Genomic DNA, 13049 nt, shown 5'->3' with positions numbered 1-13049 from the left:
GACGTGCTTCCTGAAATGCGAGCGCGGAGACGAACCCGTTGACGGGCCTCCCCGCCCGGGGGACACTCTTCGTGGAGATGGCAATGCGCGTTCGTGACGGCTACCTTGTGATCGGCCACTTCGGGCGGGCGCCGATTCGTATCCACTGGACCATGCCGCTCGGCGCGTTCGTGCTCTGCGGGTTCATGTTTTCGCTGGGCGCATGGCTCGGATTCTTGATCCTCGTCCTCGTGCACGAGCTCGGCCACGCGCTGCTCGCCCGTACGGTCGGGGGCTACGTCATCTCCGTCGACGTTCATGCGGTCGGCGGGTCTTGCGAATGGGCTGGTGACGTCACCATGAAGCAGCGAGCGATCGTCGCGTGGGGCGGCGTCCTCGCGCAACTGGCCGTGCTGCTCACGGCGCCCCTCTGGTCGAGCGTCCTGCCGTCCGGGGGGTTTTTCGGGGAGATCACGACGGTGCTCACGAAGACGAACCTGATGTTGCTCTTCCTGAACCTGATTCCCTCCCCGCCGTTCGATGGCGCCGAGGCTTGGCGGCTGTTCCGGCGCTAGGCAACAGCATGACGCTGACCATTTTCTGCGATACGACGTTCCCGGAAGAGGCGCTTTGTGTGCTCCGCGAGGGCGTGGCCGGGCATTCTCTGGTGTTCGCCTCCGCGAGGACGTCCTCCAATCTGGCGAGCGGAGCGCCGGACCCCGTGCTGCTCACGGCCGACGTCGCCTTCGGCCAGCCGGCCGTGGACGGGCTGCTCGGTTCGTCCCGCCTTCGCTGGGCCCACCTCACCAGCGCCGGGTATACTCGTTATGACGTCGACACGATTCGCGCGGCGCTCACGTCGAAAGGAATCGCTCTCACGACGAGCTCCACGGTGTATGCCGATCCGTGCGCCGAGCACGTGCTCGCCATGATGTTGTCCATGGCGCGGCAGCTCCCCGCGTCGCTCGACGCGCAACGAACGACGCGCGCCTGGGAGAGCACGCTGCGACGCGAGCGGTCGTTTTTGCTCCGGGGACAAACCGTGCTTTTGCTCGGATACGGGGCCATTGGCCGGCGGATTGCGGAGCTTTGCGCGCCCTTCGAGGTGCGGCTCTTCGCGTTCCGTCGACGCGCGGAGGGGGATCCTCGCGTGACGATCGTGCACGACGGGGACATCGATCGTGCGCTGGGCGAGGCGGATCACGTGGTGAACGTGCTTCCGGAGAACGAGGCGACGCGCGGGTTCCTCGATCGCAGCCGGATCGCGCGGCTGCGCGAGGGGGCATTCGTGTACAACGTGGGGCGAGGAACGACGGTGGATCAAGGGGCATTGCTGGAGGCCCTGCAGAGCGGGCGGCTCGGAGGCGCATATCTCGATGTGACCGAGGTCGAGCCGCTCCCGGCGGATCATCCGCTGTGGTCGGCGCCGAATTGTTTCATCACGCCGCATTCGGCGGGCGGGCGGCGCGGAGAGCACCTCGCGCTCGTGCGCCATTTCGTGGACAACCTGAGGCGCTTCGAGCGGGGAGAGGCGCTCGTCGATCGGGTGCTCTAACGCCGGGTATGCCCGCGTGCTCACGGCGCGCAGACAGTTGTCTTACGAAACCGCTTGCAAATTCCGTTCGGGTCGTGTTTGGTGAAACGTGAACGGTCATTTCCGTTCGATGCGCTGGACTCGATGGTGCAGCCGTGAAATTGCGGCTGCGCTGCACGAAAGGAGAACGCAGCATGCGGTTCTTGAAGCACGTGTTTGCGGCCCAGGGCGACAAGGCGCGGGTGAGCCGTCGTGATTTCCTCGGCGGCGCGGCGGGCGCGGCAGGCGCCTCCGTGCTCGCGCAGATGATTCCGGGGCGGGCGCACGCGAGCCCGCCTTGCCCCCCGCCTCCGAACGTCGGCGGACCCTTCACCGACGATCCCGTCACCCTCGAATGGATCTTCTCGCGATGGGACGATCTCGGCGCCTGGGGTGACACCGTCGGCACGCTGGTGGAGATCAACGAGGCGAAGCGCAAGGACGCACTGAAGCTCGGGCAGCGCGGAGATGCGAAGGTGTATTCGCTGGGCGAGCCCATGCACCCGCAGATGCCGGCGTTTCCCGCCGACCCGCCGCGCCGCGCCGATTACTGGATCGCCGCGTACGGGCCCACCGGCGACAACCAATTCATCTTCCAGGACGATCGGTTCGAGGCTTTCACGTTCCAGATCGCGACGCAGGTCGACGATTTCAACCACCCGAGCTTCGGCGGCTGGTTCTACGGCGGCCACCACTTCGACCAGATCACGCCGCGCCCCGACATCCTCGACCCGCTCGACCGGTGGGACCTCGCCCGCGCCGACTCCGCGGCTCAAAACTACGGGCCGGACAGCATCCTCGGGGGCACGAAATCGCTCGGGCTCCAGAACATCGGGCCGATCATCACGCGGGGTCTGCTCCTCGACGTGCTCGGCTACAAGATCGCGGCGGGGCACACGAGCGCCATCGCGCCCAATGGAAAATCCCTCGCGCCGGGATATCGCATCACCATCGCCGACCTCCAGGCGACGATGGATTGGGAAGGGCTCGATTGCATCCAGCCCGGCGACGTGGTCATCATCCGCACGGGGTGGAGCCATTACTGGGCGGACGAGGCGCTCTGGCCGACGTACATGGGCGCCGCGCCCGGCCCGTGGCTCGCCGAATGCCACTGGCTCGCGCAATTCCGCCCGGCCATCGTCGCCTCGGATACCTATGCGATGGAGTGCTTCCCCGGCCCGCGGCCCACCACGCTCGCCGAGGGGCACCAGGTGCTCATGGTCGCGAACGGCATTCGTATCGGCGAGGGCTTCAATTCCGCGGCGCTCGCCGCCGACCAGGTGTACGAGTTCATGTTCTTCGACACGCCCTACAACCTCCAGGGCGCGACCTGCGCGGGCAACGCCCCCGCCGCGATCGGCGGGCCGCGCAAAAAGAAGAAGTAATCGCTACGAGCGCCGCGAGAACGCCCAGGCGATTCCGCCTTGCAACGTGCCTCGTGTGACGAGCCCCGAGAGGTCCACGTCGAGCTCCACGAGCGTCTGCGCGACGCTCCCGCGAATGCCCGTCAGCACCACCTGAGCGCCGAGGAGCCGCGCCGCCTGCGCGGCGCGGACCAGCGTCGTCGCCACGTGCGCGTCGACCACGCTCACGCCGGTGATATCCAGGATGGCCACGCGCGCGCCTTTCTGCGCGATGCCCGTGAGCAGCGTTTCGAGCACGAGCTCGGCGCGCCGCGCGTCCACGGTGCCGACGAGCGGAATGGCCACGATATCGTCGCCGATCGGCACGAGCGGCGTCGACATTTCCTCGAGCATCCGGGACTGCGACCGCACCAGATCCTCGGCGTCCTTGCGCGCCGTGATGTCCGTGAACGTTGCGATCGCGCCCGTCACCACGCCTTGATCGTCGAGCTGCGGCGCCGCGCTCACCAGGAGCCACACGCGATCTCCGAGCGCGGGTCGGTCGACCCCATGCACGAAATTACGCACGGGTTTCCCTGTCCGCAGCGCGACGGAGATCGGATGGACCTCGCCCGGGCATGGCGACCCATCCTCGTACACCGCGCCCCAGCGTGGATCGAACGAGGTCCGACCCAAAAGCTGATCCTCGGTCACGCCGAGCAACGTGAGGGCATGCGGGTTGAAGAGGATGTTCTTCCCGGTCGGATCCTGCATGACCACGCCCACGTGCAAGCCCTCGAGCAGCGCGCGGAAACGCTCCTCGCACGCGTGGAGCTCTGCCTCGAAGTGCGGAGCCTCCTGGGCCTTTTCGCGCAGGGCTGCGTTTTCGCGCTCCAGCATGTCGATGCGCGCAAGAAGCGTCTGCCGATCCTGATCATCGCGATGGGTCTCTGTGATATGCCCGTCCACGTCCTGCCTCGCTGGATGCCGCATCGCTGCGCGCGGCCACTTCCACGAATGTACGACCTTGGCTGGGTGCGTATCAAGAGGTCACGCGCAAGGGGGCCCACGTTCGTTCGTCAGCAGAACGGGATCACGCGGATGCGTCATGGGATTGACATGTCAGGGCGTTGACCTCGAAGACGCGGCGATTTTCCGCGCATACTCCGCGATCACGCGCAAGGTGGTGTCATCCGTGTCGTAAACGCCGTACCAACCTTGCGCTTCGTGTGGCGGATCGCCGGTGAACGGGTCGTTCTTTTGCCAATGGCCCCCGGGGACGCGTGGACGGCCTTCTCCGGACCAGGCCCAGAAATTCACGCCGCCCACGGGCTCGCCCGTGCGCACGGCATCGAGCACCACGTCGAACACGGCGCGGTAATATCGATCGCGCGCGGTCGTGGTGGCGGCGGGATCATGGCTGCCGGCGTCCCGCGGGAACCCGAATTCCTCGACGACGAGGGGTTTGCCGAGACGTCGCGCTTGCTCGATGTGGCGCCGGAGATAGGACTTCATTTCACGCACGGCGGCCTCGTGGGTCTTGGGCCGCGCAGGGTCGTACCATCCCCAGTTTTGCGCCCACACGTGGGCCGTGACGTAATCGATCGAGGAGAACCGATGGTTCGCGACGACGTCGAGTCCGCTTTCACGTGGCCAGGGTGTCTCGCCCTCGGAACCGGTGGTCACGAGGTGCCGGGAATCGAGGGATTCGAAGAGCTCCGACGTGCGCTCGATCCACGACTGGAAGGCCTTGACGTTCGTCCCGCCGCGCGGCTCGTTCGCGAGCTCCCAGGCCATGATCGTCGGGTCGTCCGCGTACCGCACGCCGGTGTATCGATTCGTTCGCTGGAGCAGCATCCGCACGAAATCGTGGAATGCTTCCACGGCAGCAGGATTCGAGTAAAACGCCGCGGTATACGCCTGATAGGCCGACCAGCTTCCTCCGGGCTCGGGCGGGGGATACGGAATCGGTCCTGCGCCGATCCAGCGCAGGTATTGCGCCATGCCGCCGGACCAGGGCCAGAAATTGTTCAGACAAACCACGGCGACCATGCCGCGCGTCTTCATCTCCTTCAGCAGAAAATCCAGGCCGAGGAGGATCTCCTCGCGGTATTCACGCGGCGAGGGCTGGAGCACGGGAAGGATCCGCCACGGCGCGGACTCCGGCCCTTCGGTCGCCGCGAGGATACGCAGGTTCGTGATGCCGAGGGCCGCGAGACGATCGAGCTCCCGCGCGAGCCTGCCCGGGTTTCCCGAAGGTCCCTCGGCCCCGAGGTTCATGCCATACCAGAAATTCGCGCCGAGGAACGTGTACGGCTTGCCGTCGCGCTGGAAGCGGCCCTCGGCCACGCGCACGAAGCCCGAGGCGGACGTGGTTTCCGCGTGCAGCGTCATGGCGCAAGCGAGCATCGGCCCGAAGTACCTCATGAGTCCGCCCCCTGTTCAAGATGATACGCAAGCGGCCGTCGTCGAGGCGTGCCCGTGTTGGAAGACACGAGCTCGGACGAACGTGTAGAATCGAGCTCCCTTGGACATGCACACACCACGGATCCTGAGTTGCCTCCTTTTCTGCATCGCCGCATGCGCAAGCCCATCCAGGCCGCCCGAGCCCGCCAAGGGCGCGTCGCACGCGCCCACGAGCGCCCCGGTGGTTCCCACGGCCGCGCCGACGAGCGCACCGGCCGCGAAGGTTACGATCGCGCCCGCGGGGCCTCCGTCGGTGGGGCTCGACGATGCGCCGGGGAAACGCGAGCGCGCGCGCAAGGCCGTGATCCTTTTCGGCACGAGCGCCGAGGGCTCCGAAGAGCTTCGTTTCGTGCCCGTCGTGTGCTCCCTCGACGGCAAACTCGAGACCGGAAAGGCGTGTGGCCTCGCCATGCCGGCGACGGCGCGCGTGCGGACGACGCGGACCGATACGAACGCGCCTGCCATCCTCACGGTCACGGGATCCACGCGGGATTTCCACGACGAGGCCGGCGGCCGGGATTACGTCGCCCCGACGGGGCCGGCGTGCTGCATGTACAATACGTGCGTCGAGGAGACGATTCCTTATTTTGCGAAAGGAAAACTCGTCGCGCCGTCGCGGATCCTCGCGGTCTGGCCCGAGACGGCCGACGTCGATTTGAAGCCGCAGCCCGCCGGCGCCGACGGCGTCGAGCTCGCCCTTGACCCCTGGGTCGGCAGAGCCGACGAACGGGGCGTACGGATCGATCAAGCCGTGCGCGCAGGCCATCCGCGCCTCGTCGCGACGCGCGGCCCGTGCGGAAGCTGCGGCGCGCTCTGGGTCGACCGTGGAGGCGGCTTTGGGATCGTCGACCAGGAGAGCAGTGGTGCCGACGGCTTCGATATCCTGGCCACGAGCGACATCGACGGCGACGGACACCCCGAGGCCATCGTGTACGAGATATGGCGCAACGATTACGGCCTCCACGTGCTCGGCAACGACTGGTCGAAGCTCGCCTATCGCTTCAATTGCGGAAACATTTGACGGCCCGTGCGAACCCGCTCACCGCGCGCACCGTGAGCGTCTTTCCTGCTTGACTCTCCAGCAGGGGGAGACCTCAGAGTGGCCGCGATGCCGAAGAGGGAGGCGCTCACCATCGGGGAGCTGTCGCGGCGGACGGGGATCCCCGTCAAGACGCTCCGATTTTACTCGGACGAAGGGCTCTTGCCGCCGGCGGGGCGATCACGCGCCAATTACCGCCTTTACGACGAGGAACAGGTCGTTCGTGTCGAGCTCGTGCGTACGCTCCGGGAAGCGGGGGTCGACCTCGCCACGATCCGCAAGGTGCTCGCGCGAAACCTGTCGCTCGAAGACGCGCTCCGCCTGCGGCTCGCCGCGGTCGAAGCCCATGTGGCCTCACTCTCGCGCATCGCCGCCGCGCTCCGCGCCGCGCTTCGCACAGAGCCCACCGAAAAGGACCTACGGAGGTTGTGGACCGTGACTCGACTCTCGAACGAAGAACGCAAGGCGGTCATCACCCGCTTTTACGATCAGGTTGCCGACGGCGTGCCCGTGGACGGCGAATGGATGCGAGGGATGATCGAGGCGAGCTCTCCAAAACTGCCGGACGATGCCACGCCCGCGCAGCTCGAAGCGTGGATCGAGCTCGCCGAGATCCTCGCCGATCCGACGTTCGTTGCGAACATGCGCGTGATGGCGGCCGTGACGTGGAACGAAGAGATCGACCACGCGGCCCTTCTTCGCGCGCAAAGCGAGGCCGTCGCGGCCGCGCGCGAGGCGCGGGGGCGAGGCGTGGATCCGCATTCCGCCGAGGCGCTCGCGATCGCCGAGCGGTTTGTCTGGGCCGCCGCGTCCGCGAACGGCAGGGAGCTCGACGACGCCTTCGCGGAACAGCTGAGAAAGACGCAGGATCCGCGCGCGCTGCGCTACTGGGAGCTCGTCTCCGCGATGACGGGCGAGCCCCTCTCGCCCGCGTACGAGGACGGGCGCTGGCTCGGGGCCGCGATCGCGAGGTTCCTCGAACGCTGAAGGGAGGAGCGAGCATGTCACGTCGTCTGCCAGCCATTCATTACGAGACGTACGGCCAGGGCATACCATTGCTCCTCGGCTTCCCGATCATGGCGTCCGCCTGGCAAGGGGATCCCGAGCGCGCGATCCTGAAGGGATATCTCGACCGCTTGACCGATCGATATCGGGTCCTGGTCGTGGATTATCCGAGCCTCGGCCCCGATATCGGCAAGAGCGAGCCGATCCCCGCGAAGGAGCTTTCGGCCGAGCGCGTCTGCTCCGATTTGCTTGTGGTCGCGGACGAGGTCGGGTTCGACCGGTTCGTGTTCTGGGGCTACTCGTGGGGCGGGGTCGTCGGGCTGCAGCTCGCGTCGCGGACCGATCGCGTCTCCACGCTGGTTTGCGGTGGCTGGCCTCCGCTCGGCGCCCCTTACGCGGAGATGCTCGCCATCACGCGCATGATGGCGGCTGCCCCCGACGTTCCCGTCCGCGTCGAGCAATTCGTCACGTTTTACGAGAGCATTCAGGGGTGGCCCGAAGCCGAGGCCGTCGCTCGTATCTCGTGCCCGCGGATGGCGTTCGTCGGCGCGGCGGATGAAATGAACTATCCCGGTGGGATTGCGCTGCGGCTCGCGCAGACGGTGAAGGAGCGGCGCCCAGAGCTCGAGCGCCTCGGGTGGCACGTGCTCGAGGTTCCCGGGCGCGATCACGGGCTCTACACGGATCCGGCGACCGTCGTTCCCCTCGTCAGGGAGTTTCTCGATCCCGTGTGCGGATGAGCTCCGCGCGGTGCGCGCGATACACACATGGGCTCGCGGTTCAAGGAAATTCGACCTCCTCGCGTGTCGTGTGCTCCGCGATCTCGGCTTCACACCTGGTCAGTCGGGTCGCCACATTGCATCAAGACTCACACGAGAAGCCTGTCCACAGCTTCCCTCCTCACACGCCGGCGTACAGTCGGGCGCATGCGTTTTCCTTCTGGCGGGCGCTGGCGAGCTGTGATGGGATCTGGTTGTCTGGCTTTCTCGGTGAGGCATGCAAACCATTGACGATCCGGAACGATTGCAGGAGTTCTTCCGTGAGCACCCGGACGCGCTGATCGTCGCGAGCCGAGAAGGGCATTGCCTTCACGTCAACGACGCGGCCACGAGCGCGCTGGGCGGCGACGTCAGACCGGAGACATTGCTTTCCGAGCGCGTGCACCCGGGGGATTACGGGCATTTTCTGTCGGAGTGGGCAGCGCTCCTCGCGAGCGGGACGCCGTCCGCGTTCACGGTGATGTTCGGCCGCAAGGGCGCGAAGGCGCGGGCATTCGTCCTCCACGCGCGCCGTGCGTCCACCGGCGACAGAGTCCACGTGTCGTTGCGGCCCAAGGAGGCGGAGAGTGACGGGGAGCTGTCCTCCGTGCGCCGTCGCGAGCAGGTGCTGCGCGTCGTCCTCGACAATCTCCCCATCCTGGTCTGGGCCACGGATAAAGACGGCACGTGCACCTATGCCGACGGCAAAGGCCTGGAGTTCTCCAGCATCCGGCCCGAGGACCTCATCGGCAGCAACGCCCTCACGCTGTACCCGCCGGAGGCCACAACCGGCTTGAGGATGGCCCTCGAAGGGACAATGACCCGCCACGTCAGCGACGACAATGGCCAGTACTGGGACAACCGAGACATTCCCGTGCAGGACGAGGACGGGAACGTGATTGGGACCGTGGGCATGTCGCTCAACATCACCGAGCTGCAGCAGGCCAAGGCCGAGCTCGAGGCGAAGCTCGCGCTCATCGAGCGGCAGCAAGAGGTGATCCGGAACCTGGAGACCCCTATCATCCAGGTCTGGGATCACGTGCTCACCCTGCCCATGGTGGGCGTCGTCGACAGCCGCCGCGCCTCGCGGGTCATGGATGACGTGCTCGGCGCCGTCAATCGCACGTCCGCGCGGTTCGCCATTCTCGATCTGACGGGCGTGGACGTCATTGATACGGCCACGGCGAGCCACCTCTTCTCCATCATCGGGGCCGTCCGCCTGCTCGGCGCCGAGGGGATCATCTCCGGCATCCGGCCGAACGTCGCGCAGACCATGGTCAGCATGGGCGTCGACCTATCGAGCGTCATCACGCTGTCGAGCCTGCGCGACGCGCTCGCATTGTGCATGCGCCGGATGCGGGAAAACGGGCGGAGGTAGCAGAATCCTGCACCCCGGCGATCAAGCGGCCGCCGCCACGGTTTTCCGCGCGATGACCCTCACCTTTACACCCGGAGGCGGCCGCAGCGCGAGGTTTCCACGTGGCGCGAGCGACTGCCCCGGCAGGAGCGACACCCGATAGCGCTGCGCCACGGTCGCCAGCGTGAGCACCGCCTCCGTCGTGGCAAAAGCGCCGCCGATGCATACTCGTGGTCCGATCCCGAAAGGAATGTAGGTCCCACGGGCGATGTGCTTGTCGGCCCCCGGTCGGAAGCGCTCGGGGCGGAAGCGCTCGGGCTCGGGGAAAAAACGCCCATCCCGGTGCAGCACGTACGGCGAGATGAAGATCATGCTTCCCTTCGGGATCGTGTAGCCTCCGAGGGTGATGTCCTCGTGCGGCTCGCGGGGCGAGAGCAACCACCCTGCCGGATAGAGGCGCAGCGTCTCTTTCACGATCATCGTCGTATAGACGAGCTGGGGGAGGTCCTCGGCCGTTGGCGGGCGACCGCCGAGCACACGATCGAGCTCCGTCCAGAGCTCGGCCTCCACGTCCGGATGTTGCGAAAGCAGGATCCAGGCCCATACCAGCGTGAATGCTGTGGTCTCGTGACCCGCGGAGAACATCGTTATGAGGTGATCACGGAGTTCGTCGTGTGTCACTCCCCCGCGCGCTTCGCCGTGGGCGAGCATCAGCATCGACAGGAGATCCCCCCTGTCCTGCCCGGACCTCCGCCAGTCCGCCACGAACTTCATCACGATGGAATCGAGCTCGCGGATAGCCTCCCGCTTGCGGCGGTTGCGCTGCGTCGGCAGCCACATGGGGATGGGTATCGCCAGGTCGAACTCCGTGCTGAGCAGCTCGATGATGGATGTCATGGCCGCCGCGGCGCGCGCCACGATGTCGGTGGCATCCGCGTTGAACAGCGCCAAGCAGACGTTCTGAATGGTCATCTTCAGCATCTCCGCGTCGATCGCGTACTCGTCGCCCGACCGCCATCCGGCCATCCCTTGGAGCGCCTGCTCGACGAAGATCCGAGCATAGCTGTCGAGGCGCCGCGGGTGGAACGCGGGCTGCGCCATCCGGCGCTGGCGGTGATGCTCCTCCCCGTTGGAGATGAGCATGCCATTGCCGAAAAACGGTGATATGATCTTGTTTTGCAATCGGTCCTTCGGCAGAACGTCCGCGCGCTCGATGAGGACGTCGCGGATGTGATCGGGGTGGTTCAAGAGATACGCGTCGATGGGTCCCAGTCGGAAATGAGCGATGTCGCCATGGGTCCTGGCGGCGTGCAGCATGAAGGCGAGCTTGTTCTTGCGGATTTGAAGGACGTTGCCCAGGAGGGGCATTCCTTTGGGCCCAGGAGGATACGCGGTTTTCATGGTGTACCTCGAAATCTTCAGAGAACGACGACGGCGGTGGTGAGGAGCAGGCAATACCAGCCCGTGAAGAGGAGATAGGTGATGTGATCTTCCCGCGGCGTGCGGCAAAGAACGACGCGGATTGCGATGACGAGCGCCGCGGCCCCGAGGACGGCATCCGAGGCCCAGACAGACCCTCGCGCGCCCGCGGGCTGCATCAGCGTGACATGAACGGCAATCGGCAACAGGCCGAAACACACGGCGAGCAGGATCCGCGTCGCGCGCTCGCCGAAGACGAGCGGGAACGTGCGCCGACCGGAGGCGTGATCCCCGTCCATATCGCGCAGGTCCTGCACGGAGACCAGCGGGAAAATCGCGGCCGCGGGCAAGAGGATCCACCTCCACGCGAGCGGCGAGAGGGGCGTGACCATTTGCCATGCCGCGGCGAGCTGGACGAGGATCCCGAGCGACATGCAAAGGTTTTTGACGACCCAGCTCCGCGCGCCGAGCACGACGTTGTGCACGAGAATGATGAGTTGCCAGCCGAGCGCATACTCGACCACCCCGAGCCACGCACCGGCGAGGGTGAACAACGCCATCACCACGGCCCAGCGTCGCCACGCTCCGCGCACCGACACGAGCCCTCTCACAAGCGGCCGGTGCGGCTTGTTGCGCCGGTCCTCTTCGAGCCCCGTGGCCTGGTTGGCGAGGCAGAAGGCATAGATATAGAGGAAGAAGTAAAGCAGGCTGCGAGCGATCGCACCCGGCAGCCGCGCAGGATCCGCGCCTGTCGTTTTCCACGCCGCCAGCGTGAACAGGAACGCCGGGATCACCGCCGAGGACAGGTCGCCCGCGACGAAGGACCAGAAGAGCGACAGTTCGCGCGCGAAGGGGTTTGGCACGGCGCGCGCGGGCCGCACATCGGAAGGGAGGACGCTCATGGTCGAAGCTCCGCGATTGCCAGACTTATCGGAGGCTTTGGAGAAGCGATTCTGCCAGGGCCACGAGCGGCGTCGCGCGATCGCCGAAGACGGCAAGGTCGCTCCTCGCGTCCGCGATCAAGACCTCCGCGAGGCGGCGGGATTCCCCGAGCCCAAGCACGCGCGGATAGGTCGCCTTGCCGGCGGACGCGTCGTTTCCGACGCACTTGCCGAGCGCCTCGCGGGTCGACGTGACGTCGAGGATATCGTCGACGATCTGGAAGGCGAGCCCGAGCCGCTGCGCATATCGGCGCAGGCGGGCCTTCATGGGTGCGTCCGCGCCGCCGAGGATCGCCCCCGAGAGCACGGAGGCCTCGAGGAGCGCACCCGTCTTGCGGGTATGAATGTCCTGCAGCACCTCCATGCCGACGTCGGATTTGCCTTCGTTCGCGAGGTCCTTCACCTGGCCGCCGGCGAGCCCGCGCGGTCCTGCGGCTCGGCCGAGCTCGGCGACGACCGCGAGCGTCCGTTTAGCTGGGATGGAGGTGGTGTGGCGGGCGATGAGCTCGAACGAATGGGCGAGCAGGCTGTCGCCGGCGAGAATGGCGAGCGCCTCCCCATACATCTTGTGGTTCGTGAGGCGGCCGCGCCTGTAATCCCCGTCGTCCATCGCCGGCAGGTCGTCGTGGATGAGCGACATCGTATGGATCATCTCGATGGCGCACGCCGTGGGCAGGGCGATCTCGGCCCGCGCGCCGGCGAGCTCGCAAGCTGCGAGACAAAGGATGGGGCGCAGCCGTTTGCCGCCGGCGAGCAGGGAATAGCGCATTGCCTCGTAGAGAGCACGAGGCTCTTCGAGGGCCAAAAACTTCTCCAGCGTCGCGTCGATCCTCGCGCGACGGATGCTCAGGTACGTTCCCAGATCGAAAGAACGATCTGGCTCGACATTCATCGTCATTGTGGCCTCCTGAAGACGGAGCGAGCCCCTCCGCGCGTGCCGGAACGCGCGACAATGGCCTCACGCGGGCGCTCCGGCACATGCCCGGAGAGACCGAGTCGCGCGAGACTCCGCCACAGATATGGATGTTGTCCCTGACTCGTCCGCGCACACCGCGCGGACGATCCAAACCTCACGATAGACGAGAACCCCGACGACCCCGCAAGCCCCCCCTACGAGCTTGGTTCGTTCCGGGTTCTTTCCGGCGCTCGCGTGAGCAACTCACGCGAGC

Annotated in this window: 12 protein-coding genes; 7 read left to right on the top strand and 5 right to left on the bottom strand. The window is 66.5% G+C overall.

Going from position 1 to position 13049, the window contains the following annotated elements:
- The first annotated feature begins 83 nt into the window (after nt 1-83).
- The 3 genes from KEG57_RS13965 to KEG57_RS13955 all read left to right on the top strand — a co-directional run bounded on the left by KEG57_RS13965 (nt 84) and on the right by KEG57_RS13955 (nt 2937).
- A complete protein-coding gene (locus KEG57_RS13965) occupies nt 84-554 on the top strand; it encodes a zinc metalloprotease (protein ID WP_272420270.1) in 471 nt (156 codons plus the stop codon).
- A gap of 8 nt (nt 555-562) precedes the next feature.
- On the top strand, nt 563-1534 hold the full coding sequence (locus KEG57_RS13960) for a D-2-hydroxyacid dehydrogenase (RefSeq protein ID WP_272420269.1): 972 nt from the start codon (nt 563-565) through the stop codon (nt 1532-1534).
- 173 nt (nt 1535-1707) lie between these two features.
- The gene (locus KEG57_RS13955) at nt 1708-2937 is read left to right on the top strand and encodes a cyclase family protein (protein WP_272420268.1); all 1230 of its coding nucleotides are present in this window, start codon (nt 1708-1710) and stop codon (nt 2935-2937) included.
- A gap of 3 nt (nt 2938-2940) precedes the next feature.
- Here KEG57_RS13955 and KEG57_RS13950 read toward each other — a convergent pair whose 3' ends face one another.
- Nucleotides 2941-3795, bottom strand: coding sequence for a PAS domain S-box protein (locus KEG57_RS13950; protein ID WP_272458533.1), 855 nt, complete (start codon nt 3793-3795; stop codon nt 2941-2943).
- A gap of 222 nt (nt 3796-4017) precedes the next feature.
- The gene (locus KEG57_RS13945; RefSeq protein ID WP_272420266.1) at nt 4018-5322 is read right to left on the bottom strand and encodes a glycoside hydrolase 5 family protein; all 1305 of its coding nucleotides are present in this window, start codon (nt 5320-5322) and stop codon (nt 4018-4020) included.
- A gap of 220 nt (nt 5323-5542) precedes the next feature.
- Here KEG57_RS13945 and KEG57_RS13940 point away from each other — a divergent pair, with 220 nt between their 5' ends.
- The 4 genes from KEG57_RS13940 to KEG57_RS13925 all read left to right on the top strand — a co-directional run bounded on the left by KEG57_RS13940 (nt 5543) and on the right by KEG57_RS13925 (nt 9541).
- The gene (locus tag KEG57_RS13940) at nt 5543-6382 is read left to right on the top strand and encodes a hypothetical protein (protein WP_272420265.1); all 840 of its coding nucleotides are present in this window, start codon (nt 5543-5545) and stop codon (nt 6380-6382) included.
- A gap of 87 nt (nt 6383-6469) precedes the next feature.
- A complete protein-coding gene (locus tag KEG57_RS13935) occupies nt 6470-7387 on the top strand; it encodes a helix-turn-helix domain-containing protein (protein WP_272420264.1) in 918 nt (305 codons plus the stop codon).
- Nucleotides 7388-7401: 14 nt separating this feature from the next.
- Entirely contained in the window at nt 7402-8145 is a 744-nt protein-coding gene (locus KEG57_RS13930; RefSeq protein ID WP_272458532.1) for an alpha/beta fold hydrolase, read from the top strand.
- Nucleotides 8146-8401: 256 nt separating this feature from the next.
- A complete protein-coding gene (locus KEG57_RS13925) occupies nt 8402-9541 on the top strand; it encodes a PAS domain-containing protein (protein WP_272420262.1) in 1140 nt (379 codons plus the stop codon).
- Between the two features lie 21 nt (nt 9542-9562).
- Here KEG57_RS13925 and KEG57_RS13920 read toward each other — a convergent pair whose 3' ends face one another.
- Genes KEG57_RS13920 through KEG57_RS13910 form a run of 3 tightly spaced genes read right to left on the bottom strand, consistent with a single transcriptional unit; the run spans nt 9563 to nt 12778 of the window.
- Nucleotides 9563-10921, bottom strand: coding sequence for a cytochrome P450 (locus KEG57_RS13920; protein ID WP_272420261.1), 1359 nt, complete (start codon nt 10919-10921; stop codon nt 9563-9565).
- Between the two features lie 17 nt (nt 10922-10938).
- A complete protein-coding gene (locus tag KEG57_RS13915; RefSeq protein ID WP_272420260.1) occupies nt 10939-11841 on the bottom strand; it encodes a UbiA family prenyltransferase in 903 nt (300 codons plus the stop codon).
- A gap of 25 nt (nt 11842-11866) precedes the next feature.
- On the bottom strand, nt 11867-12778 hold the full coding sequence (locus KEG57_RS13910) for a polyprenyl synthetase family protein (protein ID WP_272420259.1): 912 nt from the start codon (nt 12776-12778) through the stop codon (nt 11867-11869).
- Between the last annotated feature and the right edge of the window lie 271 nt (nt 12779-13049).

This window comes from Polyangium jinanense, assembly GCF_028435365.1.
Note: the sequence above shows the minus strand (reverse complement) of the source record. Positions and strands in the feature narration are given on the sequence as shown.